Origin of the sequence: Pseudomonas sp. 18058 (assembly GCF_902706155.1) — a bacterium.
In the GTDB taxonomy this organism is placed as follows: Bacteria; Pseudomonadota; Gammaproteobacteria; order Pseudomonadales; family Pseudomonadaceae; genus Aquipseudomonas; species Aquipseudomonas rustica.
The window spans coordinates 15,892-34,321 of the sequence record NZ_CACSJY010000043.1; the positions used below are offsets into that span (position 1 = coordinate 15,892).

Annotated in this window: 15 protein-coding genes and 1 pseudogene; 7 read left to right on the top strand and 9 right to left on the bottom strand. The window is 60.0% G+C overall.

Going from position 1 to position 18,430, the window contains the following annotated elements; genetic code table 11:
* Positions 1–131: 131 nt before the first annotated feature.
* Complete coding sequence (locus tag GVL50_RS20900) at positions 132–1,565, top strand: PLP-dependent aminotransferase family protein (protein WP_053125012.1); 1,434 nt, start codon at positions 132–134, stop codon at positions 1,563–1,565.
* Here the strand turns inward: GVL50_RS20900 and GVL50_RS20905 are convergent.
* The 4 genes from GVL50_RS20905 to GVL50_RS20920 all read right to left on the bottom strand — a co-directional run bounded on the left by GVL50_RS20905 (position 1,552) and on the right by GVL50_RS20920 (position 6,006).
* Positions 1,552–2,052, bottom strand: a complete 501-nt coding sequence (locus GVL50_RS20905) for a hypothetical protein (protein ID WP_159814937.1) — start codon at positions 2,050–2,052, stop codon at positions 1,552–1,554. The two genes, GVL50_RS20900 and GVL50_RS20905, sit on opposite strands and share 14 nt — an antisense overlap.
* A 14-nt stretch (positions 2,053–2,066) precedes the next feature.
* A complete protein-coding gene (locus GVL50_RS20910; RefSeq protein ID WP_159814938.1) occupies positions 2,067–4,460 on the bottom strand; it encodes a fimbria/pilus outer membrane usher protein in 2,394 nt (797 codons plus the stop codon).
* Positions 4,457–5,173, bottom strand: a complete 717-nt coding sequence (locus GVL50_RS20915) for a fimbria/pilus chaperone family protein (protein WP_159814939.1) — start codon at positions 5,171–5,173, stop codon at positions 4,457–4,459. The genes GVL50_RS20910 and GVL50_RS20915 overlap by 4 nt, the downstream gene beginning before the upstream one ends.
* A gap of 161 nt (positions 5,174–5,334) precedes the next feature.
* The gene (locus tag GVL50_RS20920) at positions 5,335–6,006 is read right to left on the bottom strand and encodes a DUF1120 domain-containing protein (RefSeq protein ID WP_159814940.1); all 672 of its coding nucleotides are present in this window, start codon (positions 6,004–6,006) and stop codon (positions 5,335–5,337) included.
* A 356-nt stretch (positions 6,007–6,362) separates the two neighbouring features.
* Between GVL50_RS20920 and GVL50_RS20925 the strand changes: the two genes are divergently transcribed.
* Positions 6,363–7,925: a phospholipase D family protein gene (locus tag GVL50_RS20925; RefSeq protein WP_159814941.1), complete on the top strand. Its 1,563-nt coding sequence runs from the start codon at positions 6,363–6,365 to the stop codon at positions 7,923–7,925.
* A gap of 86 nt (positions 7,926–8,011) precedes the next feature.
* On the opposite strand, the gene GVL50_RS20930 is transcribed toward GVL50_RS20925, so the two are convergent.
* Both GVL50_RS20930 and GVL50_RS20935 read right to left on the bottom strand, forming a co-directional pair.
* Positions 8,012–9,157 (bottom strand): MFS transporter, encoded by a 1,146-nt coding sequence (locus GVL50_RS20930; RefSeq protein WP_159814942.1) that lies wholly within the window; start codon positions 9,155–9,157, stop codon positions 8,012–8,014.
* 262 nt (positions 9,158–9,419) lie between these two features.
* Complete coding sequence (locus tag GVL50_RS20935; RefSeq protein ID WP_159814943.1) at positions 9,420–10,913, bottom strand: aldehyde dehydrogenase; 1,494 nt, start codon at positions 10,911–10,913, stop codon at positions 9,420–9,422.
* A gap of 239 nt (positions 10,914–11,152) precedes the next feature.
* On the opposite strand from GVL50_RS20935, the gene GVL50_RS20940 reads away from it, so the two are divergent.
* Complete coding sequence (locus tag GVL50_RS20940) at positions 11,153–11,515, top strand: cupin domain-containing protein (protein ID WP_159814944.1); 363 nt, start codon at positions 11,153–11,155, stop codon at positions 11,513–11,515.
* 183 nt (positions 11,516–11,698) lie between these two features.
* Here GVL50_RS20940 and rpmG read toward each other — a convergent pair whose 3' ends face one another.
* Positions 11,699–11,854 (bottom strand): 50S ribosomal protein L33, encoded by a 156-nt coding sequence (gene rpmG, locus GVL50_RS20945; protein ID WP_003177274.1) that lies wholly within the window; start codon positions 11,852–11,854, stop codon positions 11,699–11,701.
* A gap of 11 nt (positions 11,855–11,865) precedes the next feature.
* Positions 11,866–12,099: a 50S ribosomal protein L28 gene (gene rpmB / locus GVL50_RS20950; protein WP_007920377.1), complete on the bottom strand. Its 234-nt coding sequence runs from the start codon at positions 12,097–12,099 to the stop codon at positions 11,866–11,868.
* Between the two features lie 448 nt (positions 12,100–12,547).
* Between rpmB and GVL50_RS20955 the strand changes: the two genes are divergently transcribed.
* Positions 12,548–14,134 (top strand): ABC transporter substrate-binding protein, encoded by a 1,587-nt coding sequence (locus GVL50_RS20955; protein WP_053125025.1) that lies wholly within the window; start codon positions 12,548–12,550, stop codon positions 14,132–14,134.
* Positions 14,135–14,234: 100 nt separating this feature from the next.
* On the opposite strand, the gene radC is transcribed toward GVL50_RS20955, so the two are convergent.
* On the bottom strand, positions 14,235–14,909 hold the full coding sequence (radC, locus tag GVL50_RS20960) for a DNA repair protein RadC (RefSeq protein WP_053125027.1): 675 nt from the start codon (positions 14,907–14,909) through the stop codon (positions 14,235–14,237).
* Between the two features lie 135 nt (positions 14,910–15,044).
* On the opposite strand from radC, the gene coaBC reads away from it, so the two are divergent.
* The 3 genes and pseudogenes from coaBC to GVL50_RS20975 form a co-directional block, all read left to right on the top strand.
* Complete coding sequence (gene coaBC, locus GVL50_RS20965) at positions 15,045–16,253, top strand: bifunctional phosphopantothenoylcysteine decarboxylase/phosphopantothenate--cysteine ligase CoaBC (RefSeq protein ID WP_053125030.1); 1,209 nt, start codon at positions 15,045–15,047, stop codon at positions 16,251–16,253.
* Between the two features lie 5 nt (positions 16,254–16,258).
* Positions 16,259–16,714, top strand: a complete 456-nt coding sequence (gene dut, locus GVL50_RS20970) for a dUTP diphosphatase (RefSeq protein ID WP_034152055.1) — start codon at positions 16,259–16,261, stop codon at positions 16,712–16,714.
* A 326-nt stretch (positions 16,715–17,040) separates the two neighbouring features.
* Positions 17,041–18,417 (top strand): annotated as a pseudogene (locus tag GVL50_RS20975) (phosphomannomutase/phosphoglucomutase); the annotation flags it as partial.
* Positions 18,418–18,430: the final 13 nt, after the last annotated feature.

Here is an 18,430-nt window from a genome sequence, read left to right on the forward strand (position 1 = left end):
GGCGAGCAAAACCACTACAGATTCAAAGCAGCTGTATTAACTCCATACAGATTTACCGCTTTGCAGACTGAATTGACGATTTTTCTCGCATCTGTACTGGTCTTCCGAATCTTCTGCACCGAGGCAGCGCCATGACCCTCTACGTAAACCTCGCCGAATTGCTCGGCACGCGCATCGAACAAGGCTTCTATCGCCCCGGCGACCGCTTGCCGTCGGTGCGCGCCTTGAGCGTCGAACACGGGGTCAGTCTGAGCACGGTGCAGCAGGCCTATCGCATGCTCGAAGACAGCGGACTGGCCACGCCGAAGCCCAAGTCCGGCTACTTTGTGCCGGTCGGTCGCGAGCTGCCGGAGTTGCCCGCCGTCGGCCGTCCGGCGCAGCGGCCAGTGGAAATTTCGCAGTGGGATCAGGTGCTGGAATTGATTCGCGCGGTACCGCGCAAGGACGTCGTGCAACTCGGTCGCGGCATGCCCGACATCAGCACGCCGACCATGAAACCGTTGTTGCGCGGCCTCGCCCGCATCAGCCGTCGCCAGGACATGCCCGGTCTGTATTACGACAACATCCACGGCACCCTCGAACTGCGCGAACAGATTGCCCGGTTGATGCTCGATTCCGGCTGCCAGTTGAGCGCCAGCGATCTGGTCGTAACCACCGGTTGCCACGAAGCTTTGTCCACCAGCATTCACGCGATCTGCGAGCCGGGCGACATCGTCGCGGTGGATTCGCCGAGCTTCCACGGCGCCATGCAGACCCTCAAAGGTCTGGGCATGAAAGCCCTGGAAATCCCCACCGACCCGCTCACCGGCATCAGCCTCGAAGCTCTGGAACTGGCGCTCGAACAATGGCCGATCAAAGCCATTCAGCTCACCCCGAACTGCAACAACCCGCTCGGCTACATCATGCCGGAGTCGCGCAAACGCGCGCTGCTCACCCTCGCCCAACGCTTTGACGTGGCGATCATCGAAGACGATGTCTATGGCGAACTGGCCTACACCTACCCACGTCCGCGCACGATCAAATCCTTCGACGAAGATGGCCGCGTGCTGCTCTGCAGTTCATTTTCCAAAACCCTGGCGCCGGGGCTGCGCATCGGTTGGGTCGCGCCGGGGCGATACCTCGAGCGCGTGCTGCACATGAAATACATCAGCACCGGATCGACCGCGCCGCAGCCGCAGATCGCCATCGCCGAATTTCTCAAATCCGGCCATTTCGAACCGCATTTGCGGCGGATGCGCTCGCAATACCAGCGCAATCGCGACGTGATGATCGATTGGGTGACGCGCTATTTCCCCGCCGGCACTCGCGCCAGCCGTCCACAGGGCAGCTTCATGTTGTGGGTCGAATTGCCGGAAGGTTTCGACACACTGAAACTGAATCGTGCGCTACTCGACCAAGGCGTACAGATTGCCGTCGGCAGCATCTTTTCCGCCTCGGGCAAGTACCGTAATTGCCTGCGCATGAACTACGCGGCCAAACCGACAGCGCTGATTGAAGAGGCGGTGCGCAAGGTCGGTGCGGCGGCGATCAAACTGCTTGCCGAGTCCGAGCTCAGTCCAGTCTGAACACGCCTTCGCCGTCGAGTCGGGTCAGATCCGCGACCCGGCTGGCCTCGTTGCTGATTTGCCCCTCAACCTCGAACTCGACATCCAGGCGTCTGCCGCTCGCCAGCAGCGGCAGAAGACGCTCGCTGGGCCGCAACACGTCGTGCTCCCCTGCCCTTTGCGTTACAACACCGTCGACGCGCACCGCCATCACCTTCAGCCGCAACGTGCCAATGCCGAAGCGATAACGCTCGGCGTCAGCCCCCGGCGCATCGAAGCGCAATGTCAGCGGTGACGCCTGATCGCAGACAACCTGCACTTGCACCCGGCGACTGCCAAAACTCAGTTCATTGGCACCGGCACTTTGCTGCAACAACGCGCCCCGGTCGGTCAGGCCAAAATCAAACGCAGGCGGACTGACTCGCACCTCGCATACTTGGCCCTGCGCCCACGCCGCCGTGCAGCACAGCCACAGCATTGCCACGCTCGAAACGTTGAAAACAGTCATCGGATAATTCCTCATCACGCGTCACTGCAACGCGCGGACGCAGATTCGTAAAGCTCATCGGGATCGGCTTCTTCAGCCAGTTCGAAGGTCAGATGACAGCGCGAGCCATCGGCCTTTTGCACATGTAGCGCAGCGTCCGCCTGAATGTCGGAAAGAAAAATCCGTCCGTCATCGAGCACGCTGGTGACGTAGCGGCCCTGCTCATCAAACACCCCGAAACCCTTGCCGACGACTTGATCATCGGCCGTGTGTGCGTGCAGTAAAACGCGCCGGGACGTGGCCATCTGAAACTCCAGCCGCTGCACAGAACCGCGCGCCGCTGCGATCTCGCGGTAGCCGTTGAGCACGTCGACATTGCGCGCCAGGCTCGCGGTGTCGATCTCCACCCGCGTGTTGCGATAGGCCGGCACGCTGGCCACCACCGCGCGCCCGGCGGCGTCCGTCCACACCGGCCCGTAAGGCGTGCGCAACTTGACCCCGGCGGCATCCCCGGCCTTGAGCAGGGCAAAGGTCTCGCGCACGGTGTAGGGCGATAAGGTCAGGCCTTCGCTGTGCAACGCGACGCCGCCGCGCGCGCCGAAGTCGTAACCGGTCGAACCGGAGCCGCGCTGCGAATAACCCAGATCGACCTGGGTGTAACGCGGCAGCAAGTTGAGCCGGCCACTGACATCCGCCTCGCCGTTTTCCGGGCGCTCGACCGTGGCGCTGTAGGCCACGGCGTCGTTGATCTGCTGATTCAGACGCAAGCCGCTGCGGGTGCCGCTGAGGTCGTCCTTGCGGACAAAACTGCGCAGCGCGCCGCTGCGACCCATCGGCACGCTGACCGTCAGATAGGTCGCAAAACCACGGCTGTCATGCGCCGAACCGCCCATGTCACGCTCAAGACTCAACGACACGCTGGTGCGCTGAAACATCCGTGACCACGAGGCGCTGAGGCGCGAACTGGTGTCGTCTTCAAAATCGGTGAAGCGTGAAAATCCACCGGAAAACGAGCCCAACAACAGGCTCGCACCGCTGAGCCCGAGCGTCATCTGGTTGCGAATGCGTTGATCCGGTTGATCGGTGTCGCGATTCCACGTGGTATCGGACAACGTGCGAAAACCCTGCACTTGCTGAGTGACCGACAGGTTCGCCGAAACGCGCTCGGTCAGCGCCGTGCTCAGGCTGAGCTGAAACTGCGCGCCCAACTTATCTTCACGACGGGCGCGGGACACCACCTGTCGCAACCCCAGCGCTGTGCGCGGCAACAACGGAATTTGCAGCGCCATCCCGGCCGATTGATAGTCACTGCCGAGCATCGCGCCCGCCGTCAGTTGCTTGCCGGCGGCCAAACGCCAATCCTTGCTCGCCGCGACGAAATCAGGCGCGTCGCGATCATCGCGGGCATAGCGACGAACACGTCCCGCCGTCACCGCGAAACCCGGCTGGCGGCCCGGCGCCAAACCACCAAGGCTGTCGCCGGGAACGATAAAACTGCGTTGCTGGCCATCCTCTTCGTACACGGTGACTTCCAGATCCAGGCTCTGGCTGAGCAGCGGCAACCCCACCAGCGAAAACGGCCCTGGCGGCACCAGCGTGGTGTAGATCAACGCGCCGTTCTGCCGCACCTCGACCCGGGCAGCGGAATAAGCCATGCCCTCGACGTGGGCGCCTTCACTGTCCGCTTCCAGCTCCCCCAACGCGGCTTCAGGCTGCAATTGCACACCGGTGAAAGCCTCGCCGGCAAACAATGGCGAGGCCATGTTGAGCTGACCGAGTTGCAGGTTGGTTTGCAGCGACTCGAAGGTGCGCGAAGCGTAGGCATACAGATGCTCGGTCTGGCTGCTGCCATCGAACGCCGCGTAAGACTGACGGCTGCGCAGCGCCCAGTCGTTGATGTTCAAACCCAGCTCGGTGTTGAGGCTGCGGTAGTGTGTGGTCTGGCCGACGTATTCGTTACCCAGCACCAGCGCGTCGTAGTTGAACAGCGCAGCGCTACCACCGTGCGCGTAGTTGCGACGCGCCACAGCCGTCGGCGCCACGAGCCCGGTGGGCAGCAGCAGTTCGATCTGTTCCTTGCCCGGATCAAGCCGCGCGATCACGCCGTCGAAGCTGTCGACGAAGCGCGTGCAATCAAGGTTCGGCAACGCCTCGACGCGCATGTTTGCCTGTTCGAGCAACGTTTCGGTGGTGCACAATTCGCCCTGCTCGTCGAACGTCGCCAGCACTCGTCCTTTCGGCACACCGTTGACGCTGAGCAGCACCGAATGCGTTCCCTGCTGAAAGCGCGGCGCGTCCTGAAAGTATTCCGCCAGTTGCAGATCAAGCCCACGGGCGCGCAACACGTTCGGGTCGAAGGTGACCGAATCGGCCAAGCTGTTCGCCGACGACAACAGGCTGAGCAGCGCAAGGCTGTGACGGTAACTCATTCACCGGTCACCAGCGGCGCATCGAAATTGCCGGCAGCGAAACCGTACATCGTCGCCGGGTACAGACGCACTTGAGTCGCCGTCGCGGGCAGCGGCGATGCGGACGTCAGACGCAGTTTTTCGCCGGGCAAAATGTAGCTGCGGCCCAGATCCACCGGGGCCTCGCCGGGGAGCAGATTGACGGTATTGGCCAGCCGCACCACGTAGGGGCTGGGATTGCTGACCTGCAGTTGAGCGTCCTGCACTGACCACTTAAGCAGCGCCCACGGCTGGCGTTCGATGGGCAGATTCTTCGGGCGCAGAATCGCGGGAATGTTCTGTTTTACGGTCAGACTGACCCGCGCATTGCTGCCCTTTTCCAGCGGCTGAATGCCTTCGAAAATCACCCGTTTCAGGCGCTCGGTTTGCAGCGGCTCAGCGCTGCGCAGAATGAATCGCACCAGTTGCGTGCCACCGCTTTCTACCCGAGCTACTGGCGGGGTCAGCAGCAACAGCAGCTCGGTGTCTTCCGGGACATTTTCAATGCTCGTGTGCAAGAGAGCCGGGAGCGGTTCAGTGTTGGTGATGTTGATACTGGCTTCACCAGTGGACTCTTCGAGAATCAGGATCGGCGTTTGCGGCACCATGCCGGCGGCGTCGGCCACGGATGTTGCGCTCGATAGAAGCAGCACCGCCATCAGGGCGGTGGTTGAAAAACGTTGAATTTGAGGCATGACGATTCCCTGGCGCCCCATTTTTCGCACCGTCGGCGCAAGGGCCCATCGTTGAAACACAAACGTAAAAAGGTGCGCCTGTGGCGCAGAAAAACGACGCACCGCAAGGACTGCGGCGCGTGTTTGATCAGGTCGAGAGTGTGCTCACGACATCCCTGGACTCAGAGGTAAACCAGCTCGAACGTCGCGGAGCCGTCCAGAGTGATGTCCGAGCCTGTAGGCAGCGCATTCGCCGGGCCGACGACTGGAACCAGTGTCATTGGAAGGGTGTGGATGCGGCCGTTGCTTGGGCCTTCAGCAATGCTACGTCCCCAGGAATAATGCAAATAACCACCGCTGGATGCGTCTTTAGCCACCAGCGTCGTGGTCGGTTGATTCCAGGTCGGCCCGCCGATTCCACCACCTTGCTGATACATCAGCGCCATGGCTGCGCTGTCCACCGTGGGTGTGCCATGACGCAAGCCGTAACCACCAATCTTGACCCCGCTGGCGGCGCCCATGCCGTAGATGTACATATCTTCTGCACGACCATCGATGGTAATGCCCTGTAACTGCGTCGCTGCCTGGTTGTCGTGCACTTTCACGGCGACCGGCACCTGCCCATTGCAGGTCATGCTCAGGGTGATGTTTTTCAGTCCCAGCTCTGTTTGTACATCGGCGTTCAGATCCGCCGCCGAAATCTTGCCCAGATCGACAATGCTGCCGCCAGCAAAACTCGGCGTACACGCCGTCGGAATAATCGTGCCGCTAACCGTGAGGCTGGCACTTTCTGCGAGGGCAAGAGCAGGCAACAACGAAGCCACCACCGTGGCGCTGATGAAAAGCTTTTTCATGAGAAATTCTCGTTCCGTAAGAATTAAAAGGACGACAGCAAGTAGCGCTTTGTCTGGCGGAAAATAGCGAAATTTCCTGCCTGACAACGCCCGGCCATTATTGCGATTTGCCCCCGTTTCCGATGTAAGACGAAGTTACAAAGCACGCAGAGAAAATTCGCCTGAGGCCGTAGCTGACAGGAGTAGGAGAAATGCCCTACTTCAAAAATTCTCTTTTCCTGCCCGTCGGCCATTGCCTACACAGCGCTCAAACCGGGCGGTTCCTCACGGCAGATTTTTCCTGAATCAAACGCCGCCGATGACGGTCATAACCCGTGCCATACTCCGATCCCTACTCACACGCGGAATGATCCGACTTGCGATCCAGCCCTCTCCTGCTTCTGATCTTCGTGTTGTCGCTCGCCGGCTGCGCCAGTGTCGATGTGCAACGCGAGCCCAGCCAGGCCTTGCCGGCCAGCAGCTCGGCGTTTGGCCGTTCGATTCAGGCTCAGGCCGCGCCGTATGAAGGCCGCTCCGGCTTCCGCCTGCTGTCCAACAGCACCGAATCTTTCACTGCCCGCGCCGAGCTGATCCGCCACGCGCAGGTCAGCCTCGATTTGCAGTACTACATCGTCCACGACGGCGTCAGCACACGAATGCTCGTCGAGGAACTGCTCAAGGCTGCCGACCGTGGCGTGCGCGTACGCATCCTGCTCGACGACACCACCAGCGATGGTCTCGACCAGATCATCGCCACGCTGGCGGCGCATCCGCAGATTCAGATACGTCTGTTCAACCCGCTGCATCTGGGCCGCAGCACCGGCGTCACCCGTGCGGCCGGGCGACTGTTCAACCTGTCGTTGCAGCACCGGCGCATGCACAACAAATTGTGGCTGGCGGACAACAGCGCGGCCATCGTCGGCGGGCGCAATCTGGGCGATGAGTATTTCGATGCCGAGCCGAACCTGAATTTCACCGACATCGACATGCTCAGCATGGGGCCGGTGGCCGAGCAGCTCGGGCACAGTTTCGACCAGTACTGGAACAGCGCGCTGAGCAAGCCGATCGATGAATTTCTCTCCAGCAAACCGTCGGCCAAGGACTTGCAGAACACCCGCACGCGCCTGGAAGAATCGCTGGAAGAAACCCGCCAACAGAATCACGCGCTGTATCAGCAGTTGATGACCTTCACCACCGAGCCGCGTATGGACATCTGGCGCAACGAACTGATCTGGGCGTGGAATCAGGCGCTGTGGGACGCGCCGAGCAAGGTACTGGCCAAGGATGAGCCGGATCCGCACTTGCTGCTGACTACGCAACTGGCGCCGGAACTGAAGAACGTCAGCAAAGAGCTGATCATGATTTCGGCGTACTTTGTGCCGGGGCAACCGGGGCTGGTCTATCTGACCGGGCGTGCTGATGCGGGTGTTTCCGTGAGCCTGCTGACCAACTCACTGGAAGCCACCGACGTGCCGGCGGTGCATGGTGGGTACGCGCCGTATCGCAAGGCGCTGCTGGAACACGGTGTGAAGCTATATGAGTTGCGGCGCCAGCCTGGGGATAACGATGGCAGCGGCCCGCATGTGTTTTACAGCAAGTCGTTTCGCGGCTCGGATTCGAGTTTGCACAGCAAGGCGATGATTTTTGATCGACAGAAATCGTTTATCGGCTCGTTCAACTTTGATCCGCGCTCGGTGTTGTGGAATACCGAGGTCGGGGTGTTGGTGGACAGTCCAGAGCTGGCTGAGCATGTGCGTGAGTTGGCGTTGCAGGGTATGGCGCCGGCGTTGAGTTATCAGGCGAAATTGCAGGATGGTCAGATTGTCTGGGTCACTGAAGACAATGGCCAGATGCATACGCTGACCAAGGAGCCGGGGAGTTGGTGGCGACGGTTTAATGCGTGGTTCAGCACCAGCGTCGGCCTGGAACGCATGCTTTAAAAAGCAAAAGATCGCAGCCTTCGGCAGCTCCTACAGTTTGAAATGCATTCCCCTGTAGGAGCTGCCGAAGGCTGCGATCTTTTGCTCTACGCAGGCTCGGTCACCGGGCCGAATGCACCTTGGCGCAATAGCAAAATCACCAACCCAAACGCCCCGATCGCCATCAACAGCGGCAACGCATGCCCGCTGATCCACTGGCTCCCCGCCCCCGCCGCCAAAGGCCCGATCAAACAACCCACGCCCCACAGCTGCGCGATATGCGCATTCGCCCGCACCAGCGCATCGTCGCGATAACGCTCGCCAATCAAGATCAGCGACAGCGTAAACAACCCGCCAGCACTGGCACCAAACAGCACCCACAACGGCCAGATCAGCAGCGTATCGAGCAACAGCGGAATCGCCAGACTCGACAACATCAACACCACCGCGCAACCCGCGAACAGCGTGCGCCGCGACAGGTAATCGGCCAACGCGCCAATCGGCAGTTGCAGCAACGCATCACCGACCACCACGGTGCTGACCATCGCCAAAGCGATCTCGGCGGTGAAGCCTTGTTGCAGGCAATACACCGGCAGCAGCGTCAGGATCATCGCCTCAAACGCGGCAAACAATGACACCGCCCAGGCAATCGCCGGCAGATCGCGCGCAAATCTCCATAGGTCGCGGAACGTCACGCTGCTCGCTTCACTGCTTGGCGCACCGCTGCGACCCAACAACAGCAGCGGCGAAACCAGCAGCAGGCCGACGCCGACCCAGAAACCGTAATCATCTTCGGTGCCGAGCGCGCCCAGCAGTAACGGGCCAGACAACTGGCTCAACGCATAGCTGCTGCCATACAGCGCCACCAGACGACCACGCCAGTTCTCGACCACCAGTTGGTTGATCCAGCTTTCGCCGAGGATGAACACGATGGTCAGGATCACGCCAATCATCAGGCGCAGCACCAACCAGATCGGATAGCTCGGCAATAACGCCAGCAAGCCGATCGACAACGCGCCCGCCCACAGGCACAGGCGCATCAGGTTCGCCGTGCCGAAGCGCGCCGCCAGATGACTGGAAATCTTCGCGCCGAGCAACACGCCAATCGCCGGCATCGCCGCCATCACACCGATGGCGAAGGAACCGTAGCCCCAACCCTCCAGACGCAACGACACCAACGGCATGCTGACCCCCAGGGCCAGGCCGACACTCAAGACAGACGCCAACACGGCGAAATACGTCGCCCAACGCATGTTCCACGCTCCTGTGGATTATTTTTATGTGCACCACAAAACCACTGTGGGAGCGAGCCTTTGTGGTGAGGGGATTTATCCCCGATCGGCTGCGCAGCAGTCGCAAAACCTGTGTATGCGGTGTATCTGCAAATCCGCATTGTCCGGTTCTGGGGCCGCTGCGCTGCCCATCGGGGATAAATCCCCTCACCACAGAGACTTGCTCCCACAGGGATCTCTGTATGGTTCGGGAGCCTGATTGAATCAGGCTCCCTTTAGCGGCTTACAGCTTGATCCACGTCGCTTTCAGCTCGGTGTATTTATCGAACGCGTGCAGCGATTTATCACGGCCATTGCCCGATTGCTTGAAGCCACCAAACGGTGCGGTCATGTCGCCGCCGTCGTACTGATTGACCCACACGCTACCGGCGCGCAGCGCTTTGGCGGTCAGGTGCGCCTTGGAGATGTCTTGCGTCCACACCGCAGCGGCCAGGCCATACGGCGTGTCGTTGGCGATCTGGATGGCTTCTTCAGCGGTATCGAAAGCGATAACCGACAGCACTGGCCCGAAGATCTCTTCCTGAGCGATCTTCATCGCGTTGCTCACGCCGTCGAAAATCGTCGGCTCAACGTAAGTACCGCCGGTTTCCTGAAGAATGCGCTTGCCGCCGGCGACCAGTTTGGCGCCATCGGTATGACCGGATTCGATGTACGACAGCACGGTGTTCATCTGCTGCGTGTCGACCAGCGCACCAACGTTGGTGGCCGGATCCAGCGGGTTGCCCGGCTTCCAGGCTTTCAGCGCCTCGATCACCATCGGCAGGAATGTGTCCTTGATCGAACGCTCGACCAGCAGACGCGAACCGGCAGTGCAGACTTCGCCCTGGTTGAAGGCGATGGCACTGGCAGCGGATTCAGCTGCAGCTTGCAGATCCGGCGCATCGGCAAAGACGATGTTCGGGCTCTTGCCGCCGGCTTCGAGCCAGACGCGTTTCATGTTCGATTCGCCGGAGTAGATCATCAGTTGCTTGGCGATCTTGGTCGAACCGGTGAACACCAGCGTGTCGACATCGTTGTGCAGGGCCAGCGCCTTGCCAACGGTGTGACCGTAGCCCGGCAGCACGTTGAGCACGCCTTTCGGAATGCCGGCTTCAACGGCCAGCGCGGCGATGCGGATGGCGGTCAGCGGGGATTTTTCCGACGGCTTGAGGATCACCGAGTTACCGGTCGACAGCGCCGGGCCGAGCTTCCAGCAGGCCATCATCAGCGGGAAGTTCCACGGCACGATGGCGCCGACCACACCGACGGGCTCGCGGGTTACCAGACCGAGCTGATCGTGCGGCGTCGCTGCCACTTCGTCGTAAATCTTGTCGATCGCTTCACCGCTCCAGCTCAGCGCTTGCGCCGCGCCCGGAACGTCGATGTACAGCGAATCGCTGATCGGCTTGCCCATGTCGAGGGTTTCGAGCAGGGCCAGTTCTTCGGCATGCTGCTTGAGCAGGCCGGCGAAACGGATCATGGTGGCTTTGCGTTTGGTCGGTGCCAGACGCGACCACACGCCGGAATTGAAGGTGGCGCGGGCGTTTTCCACGGCGCGCTGCGCGTCGGCGGTGTCACAGCTGGCAATCTTGCCGAGCAGACGGCCATCGACCGGGCTGATGCACTCGAAGGTCTCGCCGGAGACGGCGTCGGTGTATTCGCCGTTGAGATAGGCGCGGCCTTCGATTTTCAGGTCGCGGGCGCGTTGTTCCCAGTCGGCACGAGTCAGGGTGGTCATTTCGAGTGTCCTCCGCTTGTTGAATACGAGCGCCGCGCGATCTTCGCCAGCGTCCTCAAGAATTCTGCCCGGCCAGCCGGTTTTTCGGCCAGAGGCACCCGCCACCCTAAACCAGCGGCCGGGGTTGTTTCAATATATTTGACATAAGGTGGCCATACGGCCTTGCGGTGTTGATTTTAATCAACATAGACTTTGGCCCTTTCCAGCCAATCGCGCCGTATTCACAGGGGATAACAACAATGAACATCCAGAACGTCGTCGACATCAGCCTGACCAGCAGCGAAGCCGAACGCTATCGCCCGGATCCGGCGAAAGTGCTCAAGGGTGATCCTGAACAAGCTGTGTTCCATCAATACGACAGCCCTTGTGCGCAGATGGGCGTTGGCGTGTGGGAAGGCGCGGTTGGGCAGTGGACGGTGAACTACACCGAGCACGAATACTGCGAGATTTTGCAGGGCGTGTCGGTGCTGCGTGACAGCGAGGGCAATGCCAAGACGTTGCGTGTGGGTGACCGATTTGTGATTCCGGCGGGGTTTCGAGGCACCTGGGAAGTGCTGGAGGCTTGCCGCAAGATTTATGTGATTTTCGAACAGAAGGCTTGATCCATACCCCTCCCCTGTAGGAGCTGCCGAAGGCTGCGATCTTTTGATCTTGTTTTTAAGGATCAAGGTCAAAAGATCGCAGCCTTCGGCAGCTCCTACACAGACAGCCTGCAAATATTCGAGGCAACAAAAAAGGCCCGCATCGTGAGATACGGGCCTTTTTTGTAAGTCGGGAAAAATCAATTACTTGATTTTGCCTTCCTTGTAGATCACGTGCTTGCGAACAACCGGATCATATTTCTTGATCTCGATTTTGTCCGGGGTAGTACGCTTGTTCTTGTCGGTAGTGTAGAAGTGACCAGTACCGGCGCTCGAGATCAAACGAATCAATTCACGCATGATTAGCTCCCTTAAATCTTGCCATCGCGGCGAAGTTCGGCGAGCACGACAGTGATGCCACGCTTGTCGATGATACGCATGCCTTTGGCAGATACGCGCAGACGCACAAAACGTTTCTCTTCTTCAACCCAGAAGCGGTGATGCTGCAGGTTCGGCAGGAAACGACGACGGGTTTTGTTGTTTGCGTGGGAAATGTTATTCCCAGTCACCGGACCCTTACCGGTAACTTGACATACTCTCGACATGCCTCAGCCCTCTAAAACCACATGCCCAACCCGGCATGGGTTGGCCGCTTAATCTCTCAGTCATTTGGCGCCAGGCGCCGCGTTTCTTTAGAGGTCTTACCGGCTACACCTACAGTGAAGGAACCGGGCCCCTAGAAAAGAGCGCTGCTTTATACCAGAAAGACCGGGGTGCAACAACTTTCCGTGTGCAATCAATCCACAAAAAGGCGCTTTTTCGACCTGAGAACGCTTTGGATAAAGGCCGGCACCGGTTTTTACCACTCGTCGAAGAAAATCGTCTGCACACGGCTTTCAGACTTTTTGCGCAGCGCCGTGGTCTGAAAAACCGCCATCACTGTGCCCTTAAAATGCAAAAAGGGGATAGTCATTTGTAATCCAGCCCTCTAGGGTAGGCCTTTTCCAGACTGCACTTGCAGATGGGCCTTCGATCTGTAAAAGGAAACCGACCATGCGCCTCGCTGCCCTACCCCTGTTGCTCGCCCCGCTCCTGCTGAGCCCTCTGGCCCAGGCCGCCGCGCTGAGCGTCTGCACCGAGGCCAGCCCGGAAGGGTTCGACGTGGTGCAATACAACTCGCTGACCACCACCAACGCCTCGGCCGACGTGCTGATGAACCGTCTGGTGGACTTCGACACCGCCAGCGGCAAAGTCGTGCCGAGCCTGGCCGACAGTTGGGAAGTCAGCACCGATGGCCTGACGTACGTGTTCAAACTGCATCCGCAGGTGAAATTTCACACGACGGATTACTTCAAGCCGAGCCGCGAGCTGACCGCTGAAGACGTTAAATTCAGCTTCGACCGCATGCTCGACCCGGCGAACCCGTGGCACAAAGTCGCCCAGAGCGGTTTCCCGCACGCGCAGTCGATGCAACTGCCAGCACTGATCAAGAAGATCGACGCCCTCGATCCGCTAACCGTGCGCTTCACCCTTGATCACCCGGACTCGACGTTCCTGGCGACCCTGAGCATGGGCTTCGCCTCTATCTACTCCGCCGAATACGCCGACAAACTGATGAAGGCCGGCGCGACGGACAAGCTCAACAGCCAGCCAATCGGCACCGGCCCGTTCGTATTCAACCGTTTCCAGAAAGACGCGGCGATCCGCTACAAGGCCAACCCGGACTACTTCGGTGGCAAGCCTGCGGTCGATCCGCTGATCTTCGCCATCACCCCGGACGCCAACGTGCGCCTGCAAAAGCTGCGACGCAATGAATGCCAGATCGCCCTGTCGCCGAAGCCACTCGACGTACAAGCCGCGCTGAAAGAACCGACATTAAAAGTCGAAAAGACTGACGCGTTCATGACCGCTTTCGTTGGCATCAACAGCCAGCATCCGCCGCTGGACAAGCCGGAAGTGCGTCAGGCGATCAACCTCGCGTTCGACAAGGCCAACTACATCAAGGCTGTGTTTGAAGACACCGCCGAAGCAGCCAACGGCCCTTACCCGCCGAACACCTGGAGCTACGCCAAGAACCTGCCGGGCTATCCGCACGACATCGCCAAAGCCAAGGCGCTGATGGCCAAGGCTGGTTTGAAGGATGGTTTCCAGACCACTATCTGGACACGTCCGTCGGGCAGCCTGCTCAATCCGAATCCAAGCCTCGGCGCACAGATGCTGCAGTCGGATCTGGCAGAGATCGGTATTCAGGCGGAAATCCGCGTGATCGAGTGGGGCGAGCTGATTCGTCGCGCCAAGGCTGGCGAGCATGATCTGTTGTTCATGGGCTGGGCGGGCGATAACGGCGACCCGGATAACTTCCTGACGCCGCAATTTTCCTGCGCTGCGGTCAAGTCGGGGACTAACTTCGCGCGCTACTGCAACGCCGATCTGGACAAGCTGATCAGCGCCGGCAAGACCACCAGCGAACAAGGTGTACGCACCAAGCTGTACGAGCAGGCGCAGGCGCAGATTCAGCAGCAGGCGTTGTGGTTGCCGCTGGCGCACCCGACCGCTTACGCGCTGACGCGCAAAGACGTGCAGGGGTATTCGGTGAGCCCGTTCGGCCGCCAGGACTACTCCAAGGTCAACCTCAAATAACCGATCCCCCTGTAGGAGCTACCGCAGGCTGCGATCTTTTGATTTTGTTTTTTAAGATCAAAAGATCGCAGTCTGCGGCAGCTCCTACAGGGAGTGGAAGTTACATCCAGCCACACTCCGCCATCGACAGTGGCTCGCCGTCACCGATGATGAAGTGATCGAGCACCCGCACATCAATCAAATCCAAAGCTTTCTGCAGTCGCTTGGTCAGCAACCGATCTGACTGACTCGGATCCGTGTTCCCCGACGGATGGTTATGGCAGAGGATCACCGCCGCCGCGTTGTTAGCCAACGCACGCTTCACCACTTCCCGGGGATGCACACTGGTGTTGTCGATCGAGCCGCGAAACAAGGCCTCGAAATTCAGCACCTGATGTTTTGAATCGAGAAACAGACAGCCGAACACCTCATGCGGCTCATGCCTCAGCATGGCTTTGAGATAATCACGAACGACCTGTGGATTTTCCAGCGCAGGTTTCTCGCGCGAGCGTTCGGCCAGATGCCGCTTGCCCATTTCTTGCGCCGCTTGCAGCTGCGCGTACTTTGCGGGGCCCAAACCCAATTGTTTGCTGAATGCGTCCTGATCGGCCTCAAGCAACAAACGCAGGCTGCCGAACTGACTCAACAAATGCCGCGCCAGATCCACCGCACTTTTCCCCGGCACGCCGGTACGAAGGAAAATCGCCAGCAGTTCCGCATCCGAAAGACTCGCCGCACCTTGTTCCAACAACCTTTCCCGCGGGCGTTCAGCCGCGGGCCAATCACGAATACTCATAGCACTTCCCTGTCTGTGGGCGCCGCTGTTCCGTAGCGGTCGCTGTGATATCTTAGCCCATCTTTTTTGCGGGCGGATTCACCCTGGGGAGGGGGTTTCGTCACGTATGTCACCCACGAAATGAAAGGCAGACCTATGCAGCGGCTGTATCGGAAACGCATCGTTCTGGGCGTCGGCGGCGGCATCGCGGCCTACAAGAGCGCCGATCTGGTTCGTCGCCTGATCGATCAGGGCGCCGAAGTGCGCGTGGTCATGACCCACGGCGGCGCCGAATTCATCACCCCGCTGACCATGCAGGCGCTGTCCGGCCACCCGGTGCACCTCGACTTGCTCGACCCGGCCGCCGAAGCCGCGATGGGCCACATCGAGCTGGCCAAGTGGGCCGATCTGGTGCTGATCGCCCCGGCCACCGCCGACCTGCTCGCGCGTCTGGCGCAAGGCATTGCCAACGATTTGCTGACCACGCTGGTACTCGCCACTGACGCTGTCGTCGCTGTCGCGCCGGCCATGAATCAGGCGATGTGGCGCGATCCGGCGACCCAGGCCAACCTGCAACTCCTGGAAAGCCGTGGCCTGAAGACCTTCGGCCCGGCCTCGGGCAGTCAAGCCTGCGGCGACGTCGGCATGGGCCGGATGATGGAAGCCACCGACCTCGCACAGTGCGCGGCAGACTGCTTCCAGCGCCAGGCACTGACCGGCAAACATGTGGTGATCACTGCCGGCCCGACTCAGGAAAACATCGATCCGGTGCGCTACATCACTAACCACAGCTCCGGCAAAATGGGCTTTGCCCTCGCCGAAGCAGCGGTTGAAGCCGGCGCCCGCGTCACGCTGATCAGCGGCCCGGTGCACTTGCCGACCCCAGATCGCGTCACGCGTATCGACGTGGTCAGCGCCCGCGACATGCTCGCGGCGTGTGAATCGGCGATCCCGTGCGACGTGTTTATTTCCTCGGCAGCGGTTGCGGACTACCGCCCGGAAGTCATCGCCCCGCAAAAACTCAAGAAAGATCCCACGAGCGGTGATGGCTTCGTCCTGCAAATGGTGCGCAATCCAGACATTCTGGCCACCATCGCGACCCGTCCCGACCGTCCGTTCAGTGTCGGCTTTGCCGCCGAGACCGAACACCTGCTCGACTACGCTGCACGCAAGCTGAAGGACAAGAATCTCGATTTGATCGTCGCCAACGACGTCGCCAACCCGAGCATCGGTTTCAACAGCGAAGAAAACGCCTGCAGCGTGATTGACCGTGAGCTGCACGCCACGGTTTTCGCCCAGACCAGCAAGAGCAAGATCGCTCGCCAACTGGTCACTTTTATCGCCGAACGTCTGAACCAGGTTTAATTTACATGCACGCTTTGCAAGCCAAGATCCTCGACCCACGCATCGGCACCGATTTCCCGCTGCCGCAATACGCCACCCCGGGCTCCGCCGGCCTCGACCTGCGCGCCATGCTGGATCAGGACATCGTGATCAAGCCGGGTGAAACCGTGCTGATCCCCACCGGTCTGTCGGTTTACATCGGCGACCCGAACCTCGCCGCGCTGATCCTGCCGCGCTCGGGCATGGGCCATAAGCACGGCATCGTGCTGGGCAACCTCGTCGGCCTGATCGACTCCGACTACCAGGGCCCGCTGATGGTGTCCTGCTGGAACCGTGGCCAGAGCGATTTCACCATGACCGTCGGCGAACGTCTGGCGCAACTGGTGCTGGTACCGGTGGTACAGGCGCACTTCGAAATGGTTGAAGAGTTCGTCGAAACCGAGCGCGGCACCGGCGGTTTTGGCCATACCGGCACAAAATAACCGAACACATCTCCTGTAGGAGCTGCCGCAGGCTGCGATCTTTTGATCTTGATCTTAAAAAACAAAGTCAAAAGATCGCAGCCTTCGGCAGCTCCTACAGAAGAGAAATTTGTGCAATTTGTGCGACAGGTTTTAACACCGTAAATCAAGGTTTTGCCGGCCGAAAGCCACGCCAGCCGAGGCGTCATGGCCCTTTCATACCACGAACTCTCTGTGGAAAACGCCGTCATACCCTTCAGTTTGTGCCTGCCGTCGAACGATTCGTCGGTCTGTCCCGCCACTTTCGAGATGGAGCATTTCCGTAGATGAGCACCCCAGCCAAGATCGCCCCGAAGCTGCCCGACAGCATTTTCCGCGCCTATGACATTCGCGGCACCGTGCCGGAATTCCTCAATGCCGAAACCGCTTATTGGATCGGCCGCGCCATCGGTTCGCAGAGCCTCGCTCAAGGTGAGCCGAATGTATCCGTCGGTCGCGACGGTCGCCTGTCCGGCCCGGAGCTGGTTGCCGAGCTGATTCGCGGCATCGCCGAAAGCGGCTGCCATGTCAGCGATGTCGGCCTGGTGCCGACGCCAGCGCTGTACTACGCCGCCAACGTGCTGGCCGGCAAGTCGGGTGTGATGCTCACCGGCAGCCACAACCCGTCGAACTACAACGGTTTCAAGATCGTCATCGCCGGCGACACCCTCGCCAACGAACAGATTCAGGTGCTGCATGAGCGCATCAAGACCAACAATCTGAGCAGCGGCACCGGCAGCGTTACCCAAGTCGAAATCCTCGACCGCTACAACACCGAAATCGTCCAGGACATCAAACTGGCGCGGCGCATGAAAGTAGTGGTCGACTGCGGCAACGGCGCGGCCGGCGTGATCGCCCCGCAACTGATCGAAGCGCTGAACTGCGAAGTCATCCCGCTGTTCTGCGAAGTCGACGGCAACTTCCCGAACCATCACCCGGATCCGGGCAAGCCTGAAAACCTCGTCGACCTGATCGCCAAGGTCAAGGAAACCAACGCCGACATCGGCCTGGCGTTCGACGGCGATGGCGACCGTGTCGGCGTGGTGACCAACACCGGCAGCATCGTCTACCCGGATCGTCTGCTGATGCTGTTCGCCCGTGACGTGGTTGCGCGCAACCCGGACGCCGAGATCATTTTCGACGTCAAATGCACCCGTCGACTGGTACCGCTGATCAAGGAATACGGCGGCCGTCCGCTAATGTGGAAGACCGGTCATTCGTTGATCAAAAAGAAAATGAAACAATCCGGTGCGCTACTGGCCGGTGAAATGAGCGGGCACATCTTCTTCAAGGAGCGCTGGTTCGGTTTCGACGATGGCATCTACAGCGCCGCGCGGCTGCTGGAGATCCTCAGCAAGGAAAAATCCACTGCGGAAGAGCTGTTTGCGACCTTCCCGAACGATATTTCTACGCCGGAAATCAATATCCATGTGACCGAAGAGAGCAAATTCAGCATCATTGATGCACTGCACGACGCACAGTGGGGCGCAGGCGCTGACCTGACCACCATCGACGGCGTGCGAGTCGATTACGCCAAAGGCTGGGGCCTGGTGCGCGCGTCCAACACCACACCGGTGCTGGTGCTGCGCTTCGAGGCCGATGACGAGGCTGAATTGCAGCGCATCAAGGACGTGTTCCACGCCCAATTGAAACGTGTTGCACCTGATCTCCAACTACCGTTCTGATCCACCCGGAGCC